Genomic DNA, 21,209 nt, shown 5'->3' with positions numbered 1-21,209 from the left:
TTTCCTTTGGCGCAACCGCGCTTCACGCGGCTTGAGTGCGCTCACCGTCCCGGCGTATAGGGCCGCCTGGCACGCCAATCCTCGGCGAACTGGGTCAGTTCGGCGTCCGGCGCATCCGGCAGCGTCACCATCACCCGCGCCAGCAGATCGCCGCGCCGCCCTTGCGCAAACGCGCCGCGCCCCTTCAGCCTCAGCACCTTGCCCGAGTTCGATCCCGCCGGCAGCGTCATCTGCACCACGCCCTCGGGCGTCGGCACCCGCACCTTGGCGCCCAGCACCGCATCGGGCACCGACACCGGCAGGTCCATGGTCAGGTCCGCCCCGTCGCGCTTGTAGATGGGGTGCGGTTCGATCCTCAGTTCGATCAGGGCGTCGCCGTTCTCGGCCCCGCGTCCCGGCGATCCCTGACCGCGCAGGCGGATCGTCTGGCCTTCCGACGCGCCCTTGGGAATGGTCACGTCCAGGGTGCGTCCATCCGAAAACTGGATCCGCCGCGTCGCCCCGGCGATGGCGTCTTCCAGACTGATGTCCAGCGTCGCCTTCACGTCCTGGCCGCGTGAGGTGAAGTCCCGCGCGCCGCGCTGACGCCCGGCCCCGCCGAACATGCCGAACAGGTCGTCCAGATCAACGCCTTCGAAGTTGGCGCGGCCGCCCGGCCCGCCGCCTTGTCCGAACGGATTGCCGCCCTGGCTGAACGGGCTGCCGCCGGCGCGACCGCCCCCGCCGAAGCCGCGGTACTGTTCGTTGCCGTCGCCGTCGATCTGGCCCGCGTCGTATTTGGCGCGCTTTTCCTTGTCGCCCAGGATGTCGAAGGCCGCCGTCACCCGCTTGAACTTGTCCTCGGTGATCTTGTCGCCGGGGTTCTTGTCGGGATGAAGCTCCTTGGCGAGCTTGCGATACGCCTTCTTGACCTCGTCCGCGCTCGCGCCCTTCGAAACGCCCAGTTCCTTGTAGGGGTCGCCTGCCACGTCCGTTGTCGCTCCAGCTGAAAAAGGTCGAGAGGCCGTCAGTTAAGCCATGCCCCGCCCCGCGCAAAGGGCTGGACCCGCCCTATTTCGTCAGACCGGCCGGATTTCCGCCTCGACTTCAGCTTCTGGGCCCCAGCCAAACCCCTCCCCCCACTGCGCCACGGCGATCCGCGCCGTCGATATCATGCCTTGCGGGAAGTCCGCCGCCAAGTCGGCCGCAGAATAGGATGCCGACAGCCCCTCGACCTCCATCGTTCGAACCACGACGTCATGATCAACGACGCGCAGCCGGAACCGCATAGGATCAACCGTTGTCGGTTCCCCGTCCCAACTGTCGCCGAACAGCCGCACGCGCGGCATCCATCGGATCGCCAGACCCTCGGCCGACGTCTCGACCATCAGACCAGACGGCGACCACGGCCGATCATGTACGCCCCTCGCCACGAACAGAGTCTCGCTGAACCCCGCACCGCCCGGCGCTGCGCCAGCCGGTCCCGCGCGACAAAGCAACGGCAGTCCTCGCTCGCCCCGCCCCATCTCCGCGCGCGCCAGCCGGTCGTCCAGAAACACCACGACGGACCCCGTCATCGCGCCCGCCCGCATCTCGACCTCAGTCCCCTGCTGCCCGCGCAACAAACCCGTCAGCCGCCACGTCCCCGGCCCGACCAGAAGCGCCGACCGATACTGCACGATCTCCCACCCCATAGCCGTCTCAACCGCCAGCGCATTGCCGCCGCCCAGCACCGCCGCCTCGACCGCGCTTTCCGGCGCCTCGCCCTCGACCCGCACTACCACGGCGTTGGCCTCGTCCCAACGGTGCCGCACGCCCGGCCCCAGCGCCTCGACCAGCACCCCGACCGTCGCCGGCGTCTCCACATCGCCCCTCGCCGTCAGAGTCTCAGCCGTCGGCCCCGCATGCAGCCGCATCGTCCGCCACGGTTCGGCCGCCACGGCGATCAAGGGCCGCGCGTCCGCCTCGCTCCCGATCAAGGGCGGCAGGTCCAACACTTTCAGGAACGGCGCCGCGACCACGACCGGAGTGTCGCCCCCGCGCCAGACGCCGTCATCCTCGACTGCCCGCCGGGCCGTCACCGGCTCCAGCACCGCCGACGGCGTCTCGTCCGACGTGACCCGCATCACACGCCAGTCGTCCGGTCGACCTTCCAGCCGCACCCCGTCCCCCGGCTCCAGCCGCAAGGCTTCCAGCGGCCCCAGCGCCAGCGTTCTCGCCTCCACGCTCTCGCCGTCCAGCGCCCGCTGCGCCGCCGCCTTCGCCAGTCCGCCGCCGCACACCAGCGGCAACTCCAGATCGACCCCGCCTGCCGTCGCAGACGCATCGTCCGACCGCACGACCACCGCCCCGGTCTGATAGTCCGCCGTCTCGTCGATAAAGCGCACACGCGCCTCGCCCGCCCTGGGCTCCAGCGTCCGCGTCGCCGTTTCCGCCGCCCCGCCATCGGGCAGAGCCAGCGCCTCGCCCGCGATCTCGACCACCGTCTCCACCCGCCCCAACACGGCGACCTTCCCGTCCCGCTCGGCCGCCACGGCGTCGAACGCCGCCAGCAGCGGCTCCAGCGCATCGCGCGTCCGCATCGGCCGGTCGATGACATAGCCGGCCGCCGCGCCCTCGACGCCCTCGATCGCCATCTCGTGCGGCGACAACCCACCTCGCGCCAGCACCGCCTCGATCAGATCTCGCCCGTCGCCCGCCAGCCGTCCGTTCAGCCAGTGCCCGGCGCGCCACGCGCCGGCGTCGGCCCAGACATCGCCCCGCGCCGGAAACGCCGGATAGGGCCGCGCGTCCCAGCACCAGGCGTCCGCCGCCTCCAGCATTCGCCCGCCATAAACCGCGGACACCGGATTGTTCTCAGCCGTCGCATAATGCCCCAGCACTGCTTCCAGCGCCGCCCGCTGCACCGCGTCGTCGCGCGCGCCTGTCGATCCCGGCGGCAGGCTGCTCTCAGTACTCTTCGCGTCCTGAAACAGGTTCGGCGCATTGCCGCCCCGGTCCACCGCCGCACAGCCGAACTCCGACAGCCGCACCGGCTTCATTCCCGGAACCCAGGCCGTCGGCACAGCACTCCGCACCCCGCCCGGCCGGTCATGGTGCGGGTTCGACCACCAGCCTTTCAGGTCCTTGGGCCGAAACACCCAGTCCTCGCCATGCGACCCGTCGACGATGGGCGTCCTCACTTGCCCCGCCCGATCCGCCTCGCTGGCGTAATACCAGTCGAACCCGTCCCCGCCCGCGACGCCCGCCGCCAGATAGGCCGGGTCCGCCGACCCGCCGAACGTCGCCGCATCGACCCCGCCGTCGCCCGCTCGCCAGTCCGTCAGCGGCGGGTACCAGTCGATCGACACATGATCGATGTTCGCATCGGCCCACAGCGGATCGAGATGAAACACCACCTCCCCGCCCGACTGGCGCCCAAAATATTCGCTCCAGTCCGCCGCATACGACAGGGCCACGCCCGGCCCTACCACCGCCCGACACTCCGCCGCCAGCGCCCGAAACTGATCGACCGCCGGAAAGCCCCCGGCCGCATCCCGCGTCCAGGTCACCCCGCGCATCTCCGACCCGATCAACAGGCCGTCCGCCCCCTCATCCGCCGCGATCCGGGCATAGTGCAGCGCCATCCGCCGCAAGCCCCAGTCGTCCGGCCCGCCGAACAGCGCCGCGATCTCCGCCGTCGCCCCGGCCCCATCCACGCCCGCCACCCGTCCGCGCCACGGATAGCCGGGGCAGTCCATGAAGACGAACGGGTACAGGGTCACCTCCAACCCCCGCGCCTTCAGCTCGCGGATCGCCTGACGCACGCTGTCGTCCGAAGGCGTCCCGCCATAGGCCGGCGCCCCATCTATCTGACTGACCTGATAGGCCTCATCGCGCGCCACGCCCGCCACGGACCAGACCAGCGGTTCGGTCGGCTTGTCGCGCCGCTCCACCCCCGGCCGCACGACGCAATGCCCGGCCCTCAGGTCGCTGCCGAACCACCCCACCACCAGGCTGACCCGCTTCAGGTTCGGCAGCTGCGCCTGAAGTTGATCCAGCGACACGACCAGGTCGGCCCGGCCCTCCCCATTGTGCAAATTCTCCGCCATCGTCCGCGTCAGCCCCTCGCGGCGCACCACCGCCTCGGTCGCCAAGGCGAACTCCCCCGCGCCGGGGATCAGACACATGCCTTCCAGCATATCCTCCAGCCGCGCCTTCTGCCCGCGCGGCCGCCGAAACACCTCGAAGCTCAGCTGCGGAACCCGATCCCCGAACGGCCCCAGCGGCAAATCCTCGAACACCACATAGGCCGTGCCTCGGTATGCCGGCGCATCCCCCTCGACCGCCTCGATCAGCGGGTCCGCCGTCTGGTCCTCGCCCCCGCGATGCACCCGCATCAACACGCCGGTCATGTCCATCAGCCGCCCGTCGGCCCAGACCCGCCCGACCCCGTCGATCTCGCCCTCGCAAAGCGCCACGGCGAAACTCAGCGAATAGACATAGTCGACCGTCTTCGGACCGCCCTTGCCCGCCCGGCCCTTGGACTTGCTTTCCAGGAACCGCGCCGCCCAGATCACCTGACCCGTCACCCGCGCCCGTCCAAAGACGCAGGCCATCGGCGCCCCTTCCGCCGTGCCCTGAACCTTCAGTGTCTCCAGCCTGGGCCCCACCTGCCGCGCCGGACCCAGCGAGCCCACCACCCGATTGTCGATCGCCCGCCCGAGGGTCGAGCCGATCACCCGCCCGACCGGCCCGCCGACCGACTGCCCGACCGCGCTCAAAACGACTTGCGCCATCTACGCCTCCAAAAATCCTCCCCCGTTCACGGGGGAGGGGGACCACGAAGTGGTGGAGGGCGCGGACGCACCTCCGGCCTCTGATCTTGCTTCACCAAGATTCGTGGGACTTTCGCCCCCTCCACCACGCTGCGCCCGGTCCCCCTCCCCCGCTTCGCGGTGGAGGACAGGAAACCGGAACACGGCCGCCAGCCGTCTTCGCCACCACACGCCCATCCAGCTTTCGACCACCGCCCGTCCCCAATAGGCGTGGATCATCCTCGGCTCCGGCCCGCCGAGGTCGCTCAGGATGGCGCAATGCTTCACCGCCGCCCCCGGCGACATCCGAAACAGCAACACGTCGCCCGCCCGCATCTGATCGACCGCAACCGGCGGCATCCACCGCCCCGCCGCCTCCAGCAGCGTCTCGCGCCCGCCGACCTCGGCCCAGTCGGCCGAATAGGCCGGCAAGACTTCGGGCTCCTCGCCCACCGCCTCGCGCCACACCCCGCGCACCAGTCCCAGACAGTCCGCGCCCACACCCTTCATGCTGGCCTGATGCCGATACGGCGTGCCGAGCCAGGACCGGGCGGACATCACCACCGCGCTCCCGCTCACCGGCGGCTCCCGCCGTCGCTGCGCGCACTTCCGGCCGGATAGGCTGTCAGGAAGTCGTCCCCCGGCACATCCGGAAATCCGCGAAAGTTCGCCCCATTCCCGAACGTCCCGACGCAGATCTCCCACCGCTTGTCGCAGACCCGCCCCGCCGGCGCCGCGACCCGGCACCTCTGGTCTCCCAGTCGCGCATCGCACATCCGCCCATAGGTCCGCCCGACCACCCGCTCCAGCTTCGCCAGGGGTCCCTCAAGCTCGGCGACGAAGCTCTCCCCCTGGCGCCGTATCTTCGCCAGCGCCCCCGACCACAATCGCACCTTCAGATCCGGCCGCGCCCAGTCCACGCGCCACAGTTCGACCGTCGCCTTGTCGAACAGACCCGCCGCCACATCCGCTTCCGTAATCGCCGCATCGTCCAGCACGCCCGCCGCCGAAACCGACCCCGCCGCCAGCCCGACCGCGCTCTCGCCCGCCCCCGCCGTCCAGCCGCTCGCCGCCCGACAGACGACCCCGTCCACCACCAGGTCCCGGTCGTGATCGGTGAACCCCATCACCACGCCGTCGGCCCGCTGCAGCCGCCAGACATGGCACAGCGTCGCCGCCCCGCTCTCGATGCGGGCGGCCATTTCATTCGGTATGTCGCGCATGGCTCAGACCCGAACCTCGATCAGCGGAACCGCCGCCATCCGTCCGGCCTCGAAGCTCTCCAGCGTCGTCTCGATCCGATCGCTGTCGAACCGCACCGGCGTATCGAACTGAAACCCCGCCGTCACGCTGACACCCGCCTCCGGCGCGCGCTCCAGCGTCACCCGCCCGGTCACGAGATCGACCATAAAAGCCGTCGTCTCGACACCGCCCAGCGCCACCCGCACCGATCCCCCGACCGGCTTGGCGACCGGCCGCTCCACATCGCCGTAGCGCTTCACCAGATCGAACATGGTGCGCGTCCCATCCCCGACGCCCAGCACCTGATCCTCAGCCGAGACCACCCCGCCCGGCGCGCACGATTTGAAGTCGGCGAAGTCCTTCAACCGAAACCCGTACAGCCGTCCCCGCCGCGCCTCGAAGAAGGCGACCAGCTCAGCCATGTCGTCCAGCGACCTCAGGTTCGCCCCGATCAGATACCGCCTGCGCCCCAGCGCCCAGGGCGTGGACCGCCGCTCGAACCCCGACGCTAGCATCGTGATCTCCGTCCGACGCTCCACCCCGCCGGTCGAGCCGAACGCCAGCCGCGCGGGCAGGCGCACCTCATGAAAGGCGTCCATGAACACTCTCCTGTTGTGCAATGTCGCCCGCCCGGTCCACACCTTGGTGGCGGCGCCTACGCCGCGTCTTTGCGAGACACGGCCTTGCGCGGCGAAATTCTCAGTTACGATCCGACGACCGGCGACGGCCTGATCAGCGGCGACGACTTGCAGCGCTACGCCTTCACCTCGGCCGCCGCCGGTCTCGAACCGGGCCGCCGCGTCGACTTCGTGGTTCAGGACGGCCAGGCCCTCAGCCTGATGGTCCTGCGCGACGGCCCTCTGCCGCCGCCCGTCTATGCGCCAGACCCGGACGTGGGCCTGTGGGGCTATTTCGTCCGGTGCGTCACAGACCTCTATATCGAGGGTCACGGCCGGGCGCGGCGGAAGGAATACTGGTCCTTCGCCCTGTTCCAGTTTCTGATCACGGTGATCGTCTTCATGCCGGTGATCGGCCTGGCCATCGCCGACGCCGAAATGGGCTATGACATGGAGGCTTGGGGCATGGCCTGGGTCTGCCTCATCATCCTTGTCTACCTGGCTCTGGTGGCGCCCGGCATCGCCGTCACCATCCGGCGTTTTCACGATGTCGGCTTCAGCGGCTGGATGATCCTGATCGGCCTCATCCCCTATGTCGGCGGGTTGTTCATCTTCATCGTCAGTCTGCTGCCGTCGCAGCCGGGCGCGAACATCCACGGCGCGCCGCCCAAGGGGTCGCCCGCATTACAAACGCGACAGGATCGGCCAGCTTGACCTTTTCGGGTTGCTGGGATTGCACGGGTCGGCGATGTTGCCGCCGCGCCAGATCGGGCGCCAGTCATGGAGATCTCAGTGCGCGGTGAAATTCTCAGCTACGACGCCTCGACCGGCGTCGGTCTGATCAGCGGCGACGACGGCGCCCGTTACGACTTCACCTCGGCCGCGCTGCAATCGCCGGCCGTGCCCGCCGCCGGCGTCCGCGTCGATTTCGTCCCCGAAGGCGCCGCCGCGACCCAGATCCTGATCCTGGCCGGTTCGCCCACCACCACCGGCGTCGCCGGCGGCTACGCCAGCTCGACCTCGACCGCCGTCGCCGGCTTCGACTGGCAAAAGCTGTTTCTGTCCTTCGAGGGCCGCGTCCGCCGCAGCCATTTCTGGATCGGCTGGCTGATCCTGCTGGGCGTCAACGTCGTCATCAGCTGGATCCCGATCATCAATCTGTTCGGGATCGTGCTGATCTGGCCCAACCTCGCCATTTCGGTGAAGCGCCTTCACGACATGGGCAAGACCGGCTGGCTGATCGCTATTCCCTGGGTCGGCTCTGTCATCGCCTTCGTCGCCGGCTTCGCCATGATGATCGCCGGCGCCGTCGCCAACGGCTATGCCGAGGACTATTACGAGAGCAATCCCGCCGCCGTCTTCGCCCTGATGGGCCCGGCCATCGGCCTGTTCGCCATCGCCGGCCTCTTGGGCTTGACGTTCCTGATCTGGATCGGCGTCGTGGACAGCCAGAAGGGCGAGAACCGCTTCGGCCCGAACCCCAAGGGCGAATAAGCCTCATCGCCGATCGACCTCAGCGCCGCCCCGTCTTCGACGGGGCGGCGTTTTTAAATCCGCCTGGCGCCCAGGCTGACGGCCCGCGCCAGCATCTGGGCGATCTGCGCCTCGGACCGCAGCAGGGCCGCCGCCCCGCCGTCCACCGCCACATTGACCGTCACGCCCCCGCCGCCGACGGGCCCGATCTCGCCGCCCGTCGCCGGTCGAAACACCTCCGGCCCGCGCTCGCCGACCAGATAGGCGGCACCGCCCAGCACCGGCCCGCCGTCCGCCCGCGCCCCGCCGAAGCTGGACATCACCGACTGGATCGCCGCGCTCAGCCCGCCACCCTGCGATCCCGCGGCCGCATTGACCGCATTCAGCACCGCCCGCGCCAGTTCGGCCAGCGACACCTCCCCGTCCGCCGCCGCCCGCGCCAGCGATCGCGTCAGGCTGTCGCCCGCCCGCCCGAACGCCGCCTCGATGGCGTCGGCCGCCTCCTGCGCCGGCGCCTTCAGCGCCTCCAGCGCCGCCCCGGCTTCCGCTGCTCTCAGCGCGACCTGATCGATCCCGTCCCGCCCGAACTCATCCGCCATCCGGCCAACCTTCCATCAATCGCGCCAGCCCGTCGCGCCCTAAAGGCGCCGTCCCACGCGGGACTTGCGTCAACATCCGCCACTCCCTCAACGACAGCCGCCAGAACGCCTCGGGCGCCACGCCCATCGTCGCCGCCAGTCGCAACATCTCGCCCCAGGGCGTCATCGTGCGGCGGCCGCGAACGCCTGCGCCACCGCGACCGCCGCCTCGCGCGGATCAACCGCCGCCACCTCCGGCTCGACCTCCCCACCGCCGCGCAACACCGCCGCCAGCACGATCATCAAATCCCGCGCCGACAGCGTCTTCATTCGCTCGGCGACCGCCGCCATCCCATCTACGCCCAGCCCCGTCTCGATCTCCGCCAGCGCCCCCAGCGTCAGACAAGCCCGACGCCGCGCGCCGCCCAGGATTACCGCCGCCTCGCCCCGCGCGCCGTTCATATCGCGCTGAATCCGATGGCCCCGGCGCTTGCCAGGCTCAGCGCGAACGTCGCCTCCCCCTCGTGCTCGCCGGCGTATTCCAGAGCCGCCAACAGGAACGGCCCCTCCAGCACGCCGAAGTCCGGCACGATCAGCCGCCACCGTTTCGCCGCCTGATCGAAGAAGGCCTCGCGCACCAGGGCGTCCGACGCCGCATCGCGAAAGATGCCCTGCCCCGACACCGCCGCCGACTTCACGCCCGCGCCGGCCAGCAGCTCGCGCCACCGCCCGGCGCTGTCGCCGTCCGTGGCATCCACCGTCTTGGCGTTCAGCGAGATCGTCCGCGCCCTCAACCCCGCCACCGTCGTAAACACGCCCGACGCGCCCTCGATCTTCAGCAAGATGTCCTTGCCGGCCTGTGCCGTCATCCGTCTTCTCCCACTTCCTCGGTTACCGCCCTCAGCCGCACGACCGCATAGGTCCGCCGCCCGTCGCCCGCGCGGAACACGTCCGCGAATGTCGCCCTCAGGGTCGCCGTCCGCACCCCGTCGGCCTCCAGCACGGCCTCGTGCAGACACGCCCGCACCGCCGCCGCGACCGCCTTGGCCTCTTCCGATCCCGCGAACCGCGACACGCCCGTCAGGGTCAGCCTTTGCTCGACCCCGCCCCCGTCCGCCGCCACCGGCCGGCTCTCGCATCGCCCGATCACCAGATGCGGAAAGTCGGTGCCCTCCGGCGGATGGTCCCAGACCCGCCCGCCCAGCAACGCCTGCACCGCCGCATCACCCTTCAGCGCCGCCAGCACCGCCTTTTGCAGCGCGCTCTCATGATCCCTCATCGCACCCGCTCCAGATCCAGCTTCGCCCGCCCCGGCCGCGCGTCCTCCATCGCCACGATCCGCCAGTCCGCCCCGCCAAACCGCAGCACGCGCCTGACCGTCAGCCGGGCGTCCGCCCGCGCCTCTGCGCCCATCGTCTCGACCGCGCGCCGCTGATCGCCCTCGCCGCGCTCCAGGCGCCGGCGCGCCCCGCACTTCAGCCAGGCCGACCCGACCGCCTCGAACGACACGCTGCGCCCGCCATACGGCGTCTCGGCCTCCACCGGCTGGAACAGCCCCGCTAGAGTTCTCACAACCGCACCACGCGGTATGGCGCGATCCAGCCCTCCACCGGCTCGATCTCCACCGCCTCGCCCCGCTCATAGGCCCGCAGCACCAGCATCAGGATCGCCAGCCGCAACGGCGCCGGCGAGGTCGATGTCAGGCTCAATCCCACATCCCCCTCCACCTTCGCCTGCGCCGCCGCGATCAGGGTCTGGATCAAGCCGTCCTCGACCTCATGCTCGACCCGCAGAAACAGCTTCGCCTCCGCCACCGTCACCGGCTGCGCCATGGCAATCTCCATTGTCAGATTCGGAATTCTCCCTCCCCGCTCCGGGGAGGGTGGTCGCGCAGCGACCGGGTGGGGGCGGCCCGGCAAGGCCGCACGCTTGGTCGATGACCTAACTTCGATCGCCCGGCCGTCCCCACCCGACTTCGGCTGCGCCTCAGCCACCCTCCCCCGCAGTGGGAGGGAAAGTCGCCATCACTGCGCGACTAGGTCGCGGCGAACTTCATCACCTTGATCGCGTCAAAGTTCTGCACCCCGCCGCCGACGCGCTTGGTCGTGTAGAACAGCACATAGGGCTTGGCCGAATAGGGGTCGCGCAGCACCCGCACCCCCGCCCGATCAACGATCAGATACCCCCGCTGGAAGTCCCCGAACGCGATCGACAGACTGTTCGCCGCCACGTCCGGCATGGTCTCGATCTCGGTCACCGGATAGCCCAAAAGGCTCGCCGTCTCGCCCAGCCGCGTCGCCGGCTGCCAGATGTAGTTGCCGTCCGCGTCCTTGAACTTGCGCACGGCCGAGACCGTCTTGCGGTTCATCACGAACCGGCCGTTCGGCCGGTACTGGGCCTTGGGCGCATAGATCAGGTCGATCAGGCGATCCGCCGGACTGGTCGCCGCAAAGCCACCCGCCGCGCCAGAGGGGACATAGCCGATCTGACCCCAGGCCTGACCCGCATCCGCCACGGTCGGATAGGACAGCAGACCCTTGGGCTTGTTCACCCCGTCGCCATTGATGAAGGCCTGAGTTTCCTGCGCCGCAAAGGCGTCCTCGACCTCGGCCGCCAGCCATTCGTCCAGATCGACCATGGCGTCGTCCAGCAACGCCTGCGTCGCCGCCGGATTGGCGTAGAGATCGGCCGACGGAAACTCCAGCAGGGCCAAGGTCGCCGGGTCCGTCTCGGGCCGCGCGGCCGTCTCCGCCACCCAGCCGCAGGCCACGCCCGCCGTCGACACCGGCTTTCTGAACACGCCGGTCGCCACAGTCCTGACCGTCGCGATCTCGCGCATCGGACTGGCCGCCATCAGACGCCGCTCGATGGCCCGCTCGGTCTCATAGGGCACGACATAGCCGCCCGAGGTCGCCCCGCCCGACAGGCCCGCCTTGACCTCCAGACCGCCCGACTGACCCGTCTTCAGATAGCCGTCCCACGCCGCCTTCGCCTCGGGCGCAGATGCGGGCTCCACAGGTTCGCCGCCAATCACCGGTCGACGGCTCTGGCTCATCACGCGGTCCAGCCGCGCCTGGGCCGAGGCGACCGCCTGGTCGATGCGCGCCACCTTCTCCTCCAGCAGCACATCGGCCGCCGCCTTCTTCTCGATCTCGCCCAGCCGGGTGTCGTTCGCCCCTTTGAACGCCTCGAACGCCGCCATCATCTCGCGCACGACATCGCGCGCCTCGGGCTGGCCCGAAGCCTGTTTGGTCTCTTTCATGGTGTCTCCGGTGAATGCGTCCCTAGACGACGCGACGATCCGGGCCCGCGCCCGAAACCTGTGATTGAACGGCTGGCAGGCCCGCGAAACCGTGCTACCGATCCTGCTCTCTCAAGGATCGCTTCACATGCTTACGCTTGCTCTGGCCCTTTCCGGCGCGCTTCTGATTCAGTCGCAACCTGATGTTTCCAAACTGCCTCCCGAACAGGCGGCGCAAGTCAGCCAGGTCTTTGGCGGCATGACCCGAATGTTCGAGACGCTGGGAACCTGCGAGCGTCAATTCCCGCCCGAAGTCGGCGCGCAGGTGCGGGTGGCGCTGGCGAACGAAACCGACCCGCAGAAGCGTGAGGCCTCGGCCTTCCTTCTGGCGGCCTATGACAAGGGCAAGGCGTCTGAACGGGCGACGACGATCACTCAGGAGCAATGCACCGCCGAGATGCAAGCCATCACCACCGAAATGCAGGCGCTCAAGGCCGAGATGGAAAAGGCAGTGGGCGCCCAGGCGGACTGACGCCCCATGTCCCACCTGACGCCCCTCGAAAGCGCCGTCATGGACGCCATGATCTGGCAGATGGGCGACAGCGTCCCGGACCTGCGCGCCCAGGTCGCCGCCAGTTCGCCGGGCCTGCGTCGCAACACTGGCGCCGGCCTCTATTCCCAGATCGTCGTCGATGCGGACCGCGCGATCGCCAACCCGGACGCCACCGGCCTGTTCGGCACGGTCCATGCCATGGTCGCCGGCCTGCCCGACCCCGTGGGCTTCCAGATCGAGCTGCGCCAGGGCCGGCTGACAGCCCTGCATGGCCAGAGCTATGGCCAGGACACCCGCGCCATCGACTTCTCGACCGCCGCCTTCGAAGAGGTCTTCACCGTCGACGAAGCCGGCCGCTCGATCCTGTTCCGTCCCGCCCGGCGCGCGCCAGATCCGATCCCGCCCAGGCCAAAACCCGCCCGACCGGCCGCTGCACCCGCCGCCCAGGCCACGCCGCAAAAGCAACCCAAACCCGCGCCCCAACCGGCATCCAAGCCCTCCGATCACGCCCTGCCGTCCGCCGCCGCCTCGCCGGGCCTGGCCGAGATCATCGCCGGCCTGTCGAATCCCACGGCCTCGCGCGGCGGCCAGATGGCCCTGGTCTATCTTGGCGCCTATGCGCTGGCGGCCGTCTTCATCCTGTTCGCCCACCTGGTGCTGCACGTCGGCTGGATCTTCGGCCTGGTGCTCGCCGGCTGGGCCTTGCGCTATCTCCACGGCAAGAAGGGCCGCGCCCAGATGGCCGCCCTTACCGAAACCCTCGACCGCAACGGCGCGTTCCATGCTCTCAAACCGAACTAAACCGCGCAGTTGGCAGCGTCGAACGTCGGCCGTTTTCGCACCGCGCCGCAAATAGTAGATTGGTCAGGAACAATAGCTAAGGCTGGTTGCGGACAGTCTGGAGAGTACTATTATGCGGCATGAAGCTGTTGTTTCATTGTCAATGGTCTTCACTGCCACTGCTGGCTGTGCGGCGGAAAGTCCGCGCCTCGAAATAGGCGTGCCGCCGGGTAGTCGAGGTGTAACCACGTTACCGTCCGTAGCAAGCCTACCCATCTATGATCTCGTAGCGACCTATCATCCCCGAACGCAGGGTGGACCATTCGTAGCAGGTCATGCTGATCTTGATTGCCTTGCGGGTATCGACCAGCGCGTCACTAACTGCCAAGTGCTTTCGGAATTTCCTGAAGGTCAGGGTTTTGGCGCTGCGGCTCAAGCTCTATCGCGCTGGGTTTTGATAGCTCCCGGAGCAGTCGACGGCGTGCCGACTGAGGGCCGTATTCGCTTCCGTCTTTCGTTTCCAGCGCCCGACTAACGACCTCAATGGATAGGACGCCACCACTTGCTCACGCCAAACTGAACCGCGCCCCCGGCAGCATCGGAAACGTCACCAGCGACACCTCCCATAACTCGACCCCGCTCAGCACCCGCAGCCGCCCCTGACGCCGGGCCCGCGCCGTGCGGTATCCGATCGACAGACCATCCAGCGCCCCGGCTCGGCTCAACGCCCCGGCGAACCGCGCCTCGGCCGACCAGTCCTCGATCCGGCCGCGCACGAACAGGCCGCGCGCATCCTCGACGATCTGCTCCCAGACCCCGACCGGCGCGCGCGCATCGTGTTGGTTCAGCATTCGCACCCCCTCAGCCCCCGTCTTGGCCAGACTGTCCGCAAAGGCCCCTGCCTGCACTACGTCCCCGTTCAGATCCGCCACGCCCCACAGCGAGGCGTAGCCTTCGATGACCAGCGCGTCGGACCTCTCCCTCCCCCTGCGGGGGAGGGTGGTCGAGCCGTCAGGCGAGACCGGGTGGGGGCGGCCAGGCGACGTCCCGCCGACCTCCTTCGTTTCCAGCGGTGCGGCCTTGCCTGGCCGCCCCCACCCGGTCGCTCCGCGACCACCCTCCCCGGAGCGGGGAGGGAGAAAACTGCGCGCGCCACTCATTTACCCTCCAACCGCCGCTCGATCCGCTCCACGGCCGCCGCCATCGCCTCGCCCTGAACCTCCAGCCGCGCCAGCCGTTCGGCGACCAGCCTCTGCTCCCCGACCCGCTGCTCCAGCGTCGCGATCCGCGCCGCGGCGCCCCCGGCCCAGACCAGGCCGCCCACCGTCTGTACCACGACGGCGATCAGCAGCGCCGTCGGCACGCGCCGGATATGATGTTCGGTCATGCCCCCAACCCGGCCATCCGCCGACGCTCTTCGTCGGTCAGGAAGCTCGCCGCCTCCAGCCGCGCCCACAGGGCGTCCCGCTCGGGCTGCAGCGCCGAGACCGCATCCAGGTCCGCCCGGATTTCGCACCCCGCGAACCGCTCGCCCAGCCAGCCCGTCATCGCCCCCGCCGCCTTCCGCACCAGCGGAATCACCGTCTGTCGCCAGAAGGCTGCGTTGGCCTCGCGATAGTTGGCGTAGGTCGCATCGCCCGGTATCCCCAGCAGCTGCGGCGGCACCCCGAACGCCAGGGCGATCTCGCGCGCCGCCGCATGTTTGCCGGCGGTGAAATCCATCTCCGCCGGCGTCAGGCTCAGCGGCTTCCAGTCCATTCCGCCCTCCAGCAGGATCGGCCGCCCGGCGTTGGTCGCCCCGGCATAGACGGTCGATAGCTGATCCTTCAGCGCCTCGAATTGTCCGTCCGTCAGCCGCTCGCCGTTCCTCGCCCCATAGACCAGCGCCCCCGACGGCCGCGCCGCATTGTCCAGCAGGGCCTTGTTCCAGGCGCCGGCCGCATTGTGCGCATCCACCCCCTGCGCCGCCGCCTCCAGCGGCGACAGCCCGTACCAATCGTCCAGCGGGTGCCACAGCTTCAGGTGCATCACCGGCGCCCAGCCGTCCGCCGCCCGCCCGATCCGCACCGACCGTCCGTCTACGGAATAATCCCAGGCCTCGGGCCAGCCTGACCGGCCCGGAACCACCTTCACCCGATCCGACCGCAGCGCCCACAGTTCGTCCGGCGCCCCGTCTCCGTCCGCATCGCCGGTCGCCTCGACATAGGCGTTGCCCGACACCTGCACCGCCCCATAGACCGCCTCCATCAGCTCCGCCCCCGACTGCTCTGGATTGGGCCGACGCATCAGTTTCGCCAGCGGATGCGCATCGTCGCGCGCCCCGTCCACAAACACCGCGAAGGGCGCAGCCGCCGCCGCCTCGGCGATCATGCGGATGCAGCGATAGGCCACCGCATTCTTCTGATACCCCTCGCGCGCCAGGCTGGCGTAGTCGTTGGGCGTCCACCGCGGCCGCCCCACCCCCGACAAGGCGATCACCCCGACCGCCCGGCTCTCCTTACCCTCAGGCGCGCCCACGCGCCCCGCCTGGCCGAACGGCCACCGGATCGAAACCATCGCAATCTCCTCAGATTTCTTGTCCCTTCTCCCAGTGGGAGAAGGTGGCTCGAAGAGCCGGATGAGGGTCGGCCGGCGTGCCAGTCCGCACGAGCGCGACCCTCACCCTTTCGCGTTGACCGATCGCTACGCTCTCGGACGCTCAAGCCCTCTCCCAGCGGGAGAGGGGCTCATAAATTTCAGCAGCGGCCGCTCCACCCACAGATGCACAACCGCCCCCGCCGCCAGACTGGCGAGCACAGTCAGCCCCACCACCGCATCCCCCGGCAGGGCGACCATCCCGCTCTCAAACATTCGCCCCAAGGCCCGGATGACCAGCACATGGACCAGATAGATCGAATAGGACGCATCCCCCATGAAGGCCGCCGCTCGCCCCGACCGCCCCGGCGCCGCGTCCGTCCGCTCCATCCGCACCACGCCGAACACCAGCAGCGCGCTGGGCAGCCCCCAGACCGCTGCCCGCCTCAACCCGTTCCAAGGATCGTTCAGCGCCCGCACATCGTCGATGCCGCCATAGCCGACCACCAGGCCCAGCCCGAACCCGACCACCGCCAGCCCGACCGCCCACAGCGCCAACCCACGCGGCGCGAACCGCCACACCGACGCGATCCCGACGCCCAGCAGAAACTCCAGAATGATCGGCGCGCCCCAGAACCTCAGCACCGGCGCCGCCACGACCAATCCGACCGCCAGCATCACTGCATAGGCCCCGACCAGCCCCCAGCCGACCCGCCGGCCGCCCGCCATCGCCCTGCCCGCTATGGCCAAGCCGAACCCGGCGTAGAACAGCATTTCGAAACACAGGGTCCACCCCGGCCCCAGCGCCGGAAACGTCATCTCTAGCCCGCTGAACGGCCAGAACAGGAACGTGGCCGCCGCCACCTCCGGGCTCAGCGTCCCGCCCCGCGCCATCCCGATCAGGATCGGCAGCGACAGCAGCCAGTAGATCGGCGCCACCCGCCGAAACCGCCGCCACAGGAAGGCCCCGGCCGCCTCGACGCCCGCCTGCCCCCGCGTCGTCGTGGCGATGATGAAGCCGCTGATGACGAAGAACACGTCCACGCCCACGGCGCCGAAATTCTCCAGCGTCCCACCGGCCAGCACCGTCTCCAGCTCCAGCCGCGTCCCGGCCAGATCCACGGCGTGTGTGACGACCACCGCCGTCGCCGCCGCGAACCGCAGCGCCTGCACCCCGTAGAACCGCTCCCCCATCCGCCACGGTTACCACCGCGCGAGCGCGAGCGACAACCTCAGATCATCACACGCGCCCGCACCGCCTCGGCGATCCGCGCCTGGCCCGCCGCATTGGGATGAACGGAATCGAACATCAGACCGCCGGCGAAGCTGCCGCCGAACAGGGCCGTCCCATCGATGGGCGCCGCCAACCCTCGCGCCGCCGCTACCTCGAACACCGCGTCCCGCAACGCGGCTTGCGCGGCATAACTCGCCTTGCCCTGGGCCGGATCCGACGGACATCCCGTCATCAGCAGCACGTCCCCCGTCGTCAGGCACCGATCCACCAGCGTCCCCAGCCCGGCCTTGTAGGTCGCGACCGCCGTCCCCGCGTTCCAGTCGTTGATCGTCAGACACACGACCGACAGATCAGGCGCCGCCGCCGGGATCGACCCATAGGCCCGGTACGGCTGGTCCGTCGTGATCCAGTCCGCGATCCGGGCTCCGCCCCATCCGGCGTTGATCACCCGCGCCCGCTTCACGTCCGACCGCCACGCGACCCCGCCCGCGATGAACACCGCCCCGCCCGAGGCCCAGCGCACGCTCACCGGTCCGGCGGTCTCGGGAAAGGCCACGGTCGCAACCTCCATCGCCGCCGCCTTGGTGGTGTTCACCGTCGCCCGCACTGCGCCGTCCGTCTCGATCGTCAGCACCCCCAGCGCCGTATTGGTTACGGCCCACAGATCGAACCGATCCACCGGCCGGTCCGGTTGAAAGCTCCACACGCCCGTCGACGACGCCGCGCCCGAAAACAGCTTGCCGCCCATCCCGGTCAGGGCGTTGACGCCCCAGCCGGCCCCCAGGGTCACGCGCGGGTCATAGGCGGAATAACCCCCGCTGGCCCCATCCGCCGCCCCCGCTCCAGCCACCGACGTCGCCGAGGCCGGCAGGCCCCGCCCGCTCATCATCGCCGCCAGCCGTTCGGGCCAGGCGCCCGCCCGACCGTTCGGCGTCCAGCCGCCGGAGACCGCGCCATAGCCTTGGGTCACGCTGTCGCCGATGCACAGCAGCCGCGCCTCGCGACCGCCCGCCTGCATGGTCCTGACCGCCGCCGACCAGACGGGCATATCGGGCACGGCGAACCGCGCCCCACCCAAGACACCGGCCAGCACCCCGCCCGGCGCCGCCGTCGCCGCTCCGATCTCGACACCCGACATCAGTCGAAGGCCGCCACGATCTGCGTTGCCGTCGTCCCGGTCGCCATCACCCGGCGCACCTGCACCGGCAACCACCCCACCGGATGGTTGGCGAAGGTCACGGCGTCCCCATCCTCGCTCCCGACCGTCAGCACACGGACATTGCCCGCCCCACCGACATACAGCGCCTTGGCGTAGGTCGTCAGATCGGCCGCATCGCTGGGCGTGACCGCCGCCGCGCGCCTCGCCGGCCCGCCCGCGTCGCGCCCATGGTTCAGCAATCCGTCCCGCTCGGGAATGGCCGGCATATCGTCTCTCCTGTCGTTGAAATCTCGAGGCTCTAAAGCCCCCGCAACCGCGGTCCCGCCGACTGCGGCCCCAGCATCAGCCGCGTGATCGCCCACACCAGGGCGTCGGCCCGATCCGGGCTGGGTCCGCCCTCGCTGCCCAGCGCCAGCATCTCTTCCTCCAGCGCCGGGAAGGCGTCGCAGTGGACCACCCGCCCCTGTTCATAGAGCAGGGCCACCGGCTCGGCCCGCGCCGCCTTGGACCGCGAGGCGTGGACCATCTCGATCCGGCAAGGACACGCGCTGATGGCCAGAATCGACCGCACCATGTCGCCGCCCTGATTGCTCTCGGCGACCACCTCGTGCGCGCCGAATTCGTGCGCGGCCGCGCTGACCGCCCCGCCCCAGCTCTGCGGCGAGCGCCCCTGCACCGTCCGGTCGGCCAGTACGAAGGCCTGGCGACCTTTTCGCCCCACGACCACGATGCCGCAGGCGTCTCCGGTCGCGGTCGCCGGCGGATCGACCGCCACGACGATCCGGTCCAGTTCGACCCGCCGCGCGCCCCTGGCCCTTTTCAGATCCGCGATGCGGAACAGGGCGCCCTCGCCCTCGACCACCACGCCTTCCAGCTCCTGCGCCGCCAGCCGCGTCCCGCCATAGACGTCGTTCAGATGCGCCAGAAAGCCGGGCGACAGGTTCTGCGCGTTCAGCGCCGTCGCCGCCCGTTCCGTCACCGTCCCGGTCTCGGCCATCAACCGCCTCAGCGCCGGGATCGGCCGGGGCGTCGTCGTCACCGCCAGCAGCGGCGAGGCCCCCAGCCGCAGTCCGAACCTCAGGTTCGACAGCACCATCTCCGGCCGTCGCCAGGCGCAGAACTCGTCCGCCCAGGCCCCATGAAACTGCGGCCCCCTCAGACTGTCGGGATCCTCGGCCGAAAACGCATAGGCCGCCGACTGATTTTTCCACACCAGCCGACGCCGCCCCGCCTCCCAACGCGGCCGGTCGCCCGGCTCAGCCAACGCCTTGATCCCCGACGCCCCCTCCACCATCACCTCGCGCACGTCGTGCAGGGCGGGGCCGACCAGGGCCAGGGTGATGCCTGGCAGTTTTCGCGCCATCTTGTCGATCCAGACCGACCCGGCGAAGGTCTTGCCCGACCCCCGTCCCCCCAACAGAAGCCAGGTCCGCAGGTCGAGGTCACGCGGCTTGTGTTGGTGCTCCAGCAGCCGCGCATGATTGCGCTTCAGCCTTAGCTCGCGCCCGTTCAGCTGCTTCAGCATCCTTTCTCTCGATGATGCTGTCGATTCGCTCGTATTCGACGAGCAACTCTCGTCGGATTCGCTCGTCGTCTGCGGGGTCGTAGGTTCGTCCACCCATCTCGTCCTCTTCGTTGTCGCTCAGGCACAGCAGTCGCATCGCCTCGACCGCCTTGGCCGACCGCGCGATCACCCCGATCTGGCGCGCGACCTTCTCGGCGACGGCGGCGTCCTTGACGTCCGTCTCGCAGACGCTCTTGGCCGTCTCTTCGATCTTGCCCTTCATCATCAGGAACAGGGGCTCCATCCACCCGGCGCAGGACGCAGCCGTCTCGCGCGCGCCGCCGCAGCCGCCCTCTTCGTCATCCCGATTTCCCGTCATGCCCAAACCATAGCGGACCAGCGTCCTCAGGCCGGAAGAACGCCCACATAATTCGCCAATGGCTTGTTTTCGCAGCCTTTCAACCAGCGTCATTGCGCTGGCTAGGGGGTGCTACCCTATCGCTCCCGGCCCCGTTCGACCGTCCATTCCGGCGCCTCGAAGTCCAGCGCATCTTCCGGCTCGGCCAGCGCCAGCTCCGAAATCGTCTGGCCCCGCACCGACACGCCCGCCGTATGGACCGTCTCGCGACTGCCCGAGATCAGATGATGCCATTTCGCCAGCGGCCGCCCCTCGTGCAGCCGGCGATAGGCGCACGACTTGGGCATCCACTCCAACGCCTCGATATTGCCGGGCGTCAGCTTGATGCAGTCCGGCACCTGGGCCTTGCGGTTCGCATAGTCCGAACAGGCGCAGGCGTTCGGATCGAACAGCTTGCAATGCACCCGTGTTGGAATGACCTCGCCCGTATCCTCGTCCTCGAACCGGATCACGCAGCACAGCCCGCACCCGTCGCACAGCCCCTCCCACTCGGAGGGCGACATCTCGGCCAGGGTCTTGGTTTCCCAGTAGGGCGCCATCAGATCCTTCCCCGCATGCGGGGGAGGGGGACCGCGTAGCGGTGGAGGGGGCGGACGCCGCACCATGCGCGACGCATCCCCTTGCCAAAAGCACAGCTTGTGATGGTGATACGCTCCATGAGAGCGCCGGTCCTTACCCAAAAACGCGCCAGAAGTCTCCGCTGGTCGATGTCTTTGCCGGAAGTCCTGATCTGGCAACGTATTCGAGGCCACGGCTTTCGTCGCCAGCACGCTTTAGGCGTGTTCATTCTCGACTTCTACCGCACCAAAGACCGCCTCTGCATCGAAATCGACGGCCAGCAACACGACCTCGCGCGTGACGCCAGACGCGACGCCTGGCTTGCCGACAAGGATGTCCGCACGATCCGCATCCCCGCCACCGCCGTCCTGAACGACGCAGACGCCGTCGCCGAATTTATTCTGTCCCTCTAGATCCTCCCCCGTTCACGGGGGAGGGGGACCGCGCTTAGCGTGGTGGAGGGGGCGGAAACGGACTGGGTGTGAAAAGGGTCGATGCGGCTC

27 protein-coding genes are annotated in these 21,209 nt (G+C 69.4%); 5 read left to right on the top strand and 22 right to left on the bottom strand.

Annotated elements, in window-relative coordinates; all coding sequences use genetic code 11:
- Positions 1–41: 41 nt before the first annotated feature.
- From BVE01S_RS03145 to BVE01S_RS03125, 5 genes are all read right to left on the bottom strand, one after another.
- Positions 42–968, bottom strand: a complete 927-nt coding sequence (locus tag BVE01S_RS03145) for a DnaJ C-terminal domain-containing protein (protein ID WP_066624202.1) — start codon at positions 966–968, stop codon at positions 42–44.
- Between the two features lie 90 nt (positions 969–1,058).
- Entirely contained in the window at positions 1,059–4,757 is a 3,699-nt protein-coding gene (locus BVE01S_RS03140; protein ID WP_066624200.1) for a baseplate multidomain protein megatron, read from the bottom strand.
- On the bottom strand, positions 4,758–5,333 hold the full coding sequence (locus tag BVE01S_RS03135; protein WP_084375275.1) for an NlpC/P60 family protein: 576 nt from the start codon (positions 5,331–5,333) through the stop codon (positions 4,758–4,760).
- Between the two features lie 17 nt (positions 5,334–5,350).
- Entirely contained in the window at positions 5,351–5,998 is a 648-nt protein-coding gene (locus tag BVE01S_RS03130) for a phage/gene transfer agent baseplate hub protein (RefSeq protein WP_066624197.1), read from the bottom strand.
- Positions 5,999–6,001: 3 nt separating this feature from the next.
- The gene (locus BVE01S_RS03125) at positions 6,002–6,616 is read right to left on the bottom strand and encodes a DUF2460 domain-containing protein (RefSeq protein WP_066624194.1); all 615 of its coding nucleotides are present in this window, start codon (positions 6,614–6,616) and stop codon (positions 6,002–6,004) included.
- 84 nt (positions 6,617–6,700) lie between these two features.
- Here BVE01S_RS03125 and BVE01S_RS03120 point away from each other — a divergent pair, with 84 nt between their 5' ends.
- Together BVE01S_RS03120 and BVE01S_RS03115 are read left to right on the top strand one after the other, a co-directional pair.
- Positions 6,701–7,348, top strand: coding sequence for a DUF805 domain-containing protein (locus BVE01S_RS03120; RefSeq protein WP_066624192.1), 648 nt, complete (start codon positions 6,701–6,703; stop codon positions 7,346–7,348).
- A gap of 78 nt (positions 7,349–7,426) precedes the next feature.
- On the top strand, positions 7,427–8,128 hold the full coding sequence (locus tag BVE01S_RS03115; protein WP_218015903.1) for a DUF805 domain-containing protein: 702 nt from the start codon (positions 7,427–7,429) through the stop codon (positions 8,126–8,128).
- A gap of 53 nt (positions 8,129–8,181) precedes the next feature.
- Here BVE01S_RS03115 and BVE01S_RS03110 read toward each other — a convergent pair whose 3' ends face one another.
- From BVE01S_RS03110 to BVE01S_RS03080, 8 genes are all read right to left on the bottom strand, one after another.
- Positions 8,182–8,706 carry a phage tail tape measure protein gene (locus BVE01S_RS03110; RefSeq protein ID WP_066624188.1) on the bottom strand — a complete coding sequence of 175 codons (525 nt, stop codon included), beginning with the start codon at positions 8,704–8,706 and terminating at the stop codon, positions 8,182–8,184.
- Entirely contained in the window at positions 8,696–8,833 is a 138-nt protein-coding gene (locus BVE01S_RS16455) for a phage tail assembly chaperone (protein ID WP_306301759.1), read from the bottom strand. The genes BVE01S_RS03110 and BVE01S_RS16455 overlap by 11 nt, the downstream gene beginning before the upstream one ends.
- Positions 8,834–8,868: 35 nt before the next feature.
- Complete coding sequence (locus BVE01S_RS03105; RefSeq protein ID WP_066624186.1) at positions 8,869–9,147, bottom strand: GTA-gp10 family protein; 279 nt, start codon at positions 9,145–9,147, stop codon at positions 8,869–8,871.
- Positions 9,144–9,554 (bottom strand): phage major tail protein, TP901-1 family, encoded by a 411-nt coding sequence (locus BVE01S_RS03100; RefSeq protein ID WP_066624184.1) that lies wholly within the window; start codon positions 9,552–9,554, stop codon positions 9,144–9,146. The genes BVE01S_RS03105 and BVE01S_RS03100 overlap by 4 nt, the downstream gene beginning before the upstream one ends.
- The gene (locus tag BVE01S_RS03095; RefSeq protein WP_066624182.1) at positions 9,551–9,964 is read right to left on the bottom strand and encodes a DUF3168 domain-containing protein; all 414 of its coding nucleotides are present in this window, start codon (positions 9,962–9,964) and stop codon (positions 9,551–9,553) included. Before BVE01S_RS03095 ends, BVE01S_RS03100 begins: the two co-directional genes overlap by 4 nt.
- A complete protein-coding gene (locus tag BVE01S_RS03090; RefSeq protein WP_066624181.1) occupies positions 9,961–10,257 on the bottom strand; it encodes a phage head-tail adapter protein in 297 nt (98 codons plus the stop codon). Before BVE01S_RS03090 ends, BVE01S_RS03095 begins: the two co-directional genes overlap by 4 nt.
- Positions 10,254–10,517, bottom strand: a complete 264-nt coding sequence (locus tag BVE01S_RS03085) for a head-tail connector protein (RefSeq protein WP_066624542.1) — start codon at positions 10,515–10,517, stop codon at positions 10,254–10,256. Before BVE01S_RS03085 ends, BVE01S_RS03090 begins: the two co-directional genes overlap by 4 nt.
- Positions 10,518–10,720: 203 nt before the next feature.
- Positions 10,721–11,947, bottom strand: a complete 1,227-nt coding sequence (locus tag BVE01S_RS03080; RefSeq protein ID WP_066624180.1) for a phage major capsid protein — start codon at positions 11,945–11,947, stop codon at positions 10,721–10,723.
- 127 nt (positions 11,948–12,074) lie between these two features.
- Between BVE01S_RS03080 and BVE01S_RS03075 the strand changes: the two genes are divergently transcribed.
- Positions 12,075–12,458: a hypothetical protein gene (locus tag BVE01S_RS03075; RefSeq protein WP_066624178.1), complete on the top strand. Its 384-nt coding sequence runs from the start codon at positions 12,075–12,077 to the stop codon at positions 12,456–12,458.
- Between the two features lie 6 nt (positions 12,459–12,464).
- On the top strand, positions 12,465–13,280 hold the full coding sequence (locus BVE01S_RS03070; protein ID WP_066624175.1) for a hypothetical protein: 816 nt from the start codon (positions 12,465–12,467) through the stop codon (positions 13,278–13,280).
- A 545-nt stretch (positions 13,281–13,825) separates the two neighbouring features.
- Here the strand turns inward: BVE01S_RS03070 and BVE01S_RS03065 are convergent.
- From BVE01S_RS03065 to BVE01S_RS03025, 9 genes are all read right to left on the bottom strand, one after another.
- Positions 13,826–14,419 carry an HK97 family phage prohead protease gene (locus tag BVE01S_RS03065; protein WP_370667550.1) on the bottom strand — a complete coding sequence of 198 codons (594 nt, stop codon included), beginning with the start codon at positions 14,417–14,419 and terminating at the stop codon, positions 13,826–13,828.
- On the bottom strand, positions 14,416–14,646 hold the full coding sequence (locus BVE01S_RS03060) for a hypothetical protein (RefSeq protein ID WP_066624172.1): 231 nt from the start codon (positions 14,644–14,646) through the stop codon (positions 14,416–14,418). The genes BVE01S_RS03065 and BVE01S_RS03060 overlap by 4 nt, the downstream gene beginning before the upstream one ends.
- Positions 14,643–15,815 (bottom strand): phage portal protein, encoded by a 1,173-nt coding sequence (locus BVE01S_RS03055; protein ID WP_066624169.1) that lies wholly within the window; start codon positions 15,813–15,815, stop codon positions 14,643–14,645. The genes BVE01S_RS03060 and BVE01S_RS03055 overlap by 4 nt, the downstream gene beginning before the upstream one ends.
- Before the next feature lie 126 nt (positions 15,816–15,941).
- Positions 15,942–17,027, bottom strand: coding sequence for an acyltransferase family protein (locus tag BVE01S_RS03050; protein WP_066624166.1), 1,086 nt, complete (start codon positions 17,025–17,027; stop codon positions 15,942–15,944).
- A gap of 38 nt (positions 17,028–17,065) precedes the next feature.
- Positions 17,066–18,205, bottom strand: coding sequence for an SGNH/GDSL hydrolase family protein (locus BVE01S_RS03045; protein WP_066624163.1), 1,140 nt, complete (start codon positions 18,203–18,205; stop codon positions 17,066–17,068).
- On the bottom strand, positions 18,205–18,492 hold the full coding sequence (locus tag BVE01S_RS03040; RefSeq protein ID WP_066624161.1) for a spike base protein, RCAP_Rcc01079 family: 288 nt from the start codon (positions 18,490–18,492) through the stop codon (positions 18,205–18,207). Before BVE01S_RS03040 ends, BVE01S_RS03045 begins: the two co-directional genes overlap by 1 nt.
- A 32-nt stretch (positions 18,493–18,524) precedes the next feature.
- Positions 18,525–19,751: a DNA-packaging protein gene (locus tag BVE01S_RS03035; protein WP_084375254.1), complete on the bottom strand. Its 1,227-nt coding sequence runs from the start codon at positions 19,749–19,751 to the stop codon at positions 18,525–18,527.
- Complete coding sequence (locus BVE01S_RS16710) at positions 19,669–20,202, bottom strand: hypothetical protein (protein ID WP_146112036.1); 534 nt, start codon at positions 20,200–20,202, stop codon at positions 19,669–19,671. The genes BVE01S_RS03035 and BVE01S_RS16710 overlap by 83 nt, the downstream gene beginning before the upstream one ends.
- 23 nt (positions 20,203–20,225) lie before the next feature.
- Positions 20,226–20,687: a YcgN family cysteine cluster protein gene (locus BVE01S_RS03025; protein ID WP_066624155.1), complete on the bottom strand. Its 462-nt coding sequence runs from the start codon at positions 20,685–20,687 to the stop codon at positions 20,226–20,228.
- A gap of 117 nt (positions 20,688–20,804) precedes the next feature.
- On the opposite strand from BVE01S_RS03025, the gene BVE01S_RS03020 reads away from it, so the two are divergent.
- Positions 20,805–21,119 carry an endonuclease domain-containing protein gene (locus BVE01S_RS03020; protein ID WP_066624529.1) on the top strand — a complete coding sequence of 105 codons (315 nt, stop codon included), beginning with the start codon at positions 20,805–20,807 and terminating at the stop codon, positions 21,117–21,119.
- Positions 21,120–21,209 lie beyond the last annotated feature (90 nt).

It is taken from the genome of Brevundimonas vesicularis NBRC 12165 (assembly GCF_001592205.1).
Classification (GTDB): domain Bacteria; phylum Pseudomonadota; class Alphaproteobacteria; order Caulobacterales; family Caulobacteraceae; genus Brevundimonas; species Brevundimonas vesicularis.
Note: the sequence above shows the minus strand (reverse complement) of the source record. Positions and strands in the feature narration are given on the sequence as shown.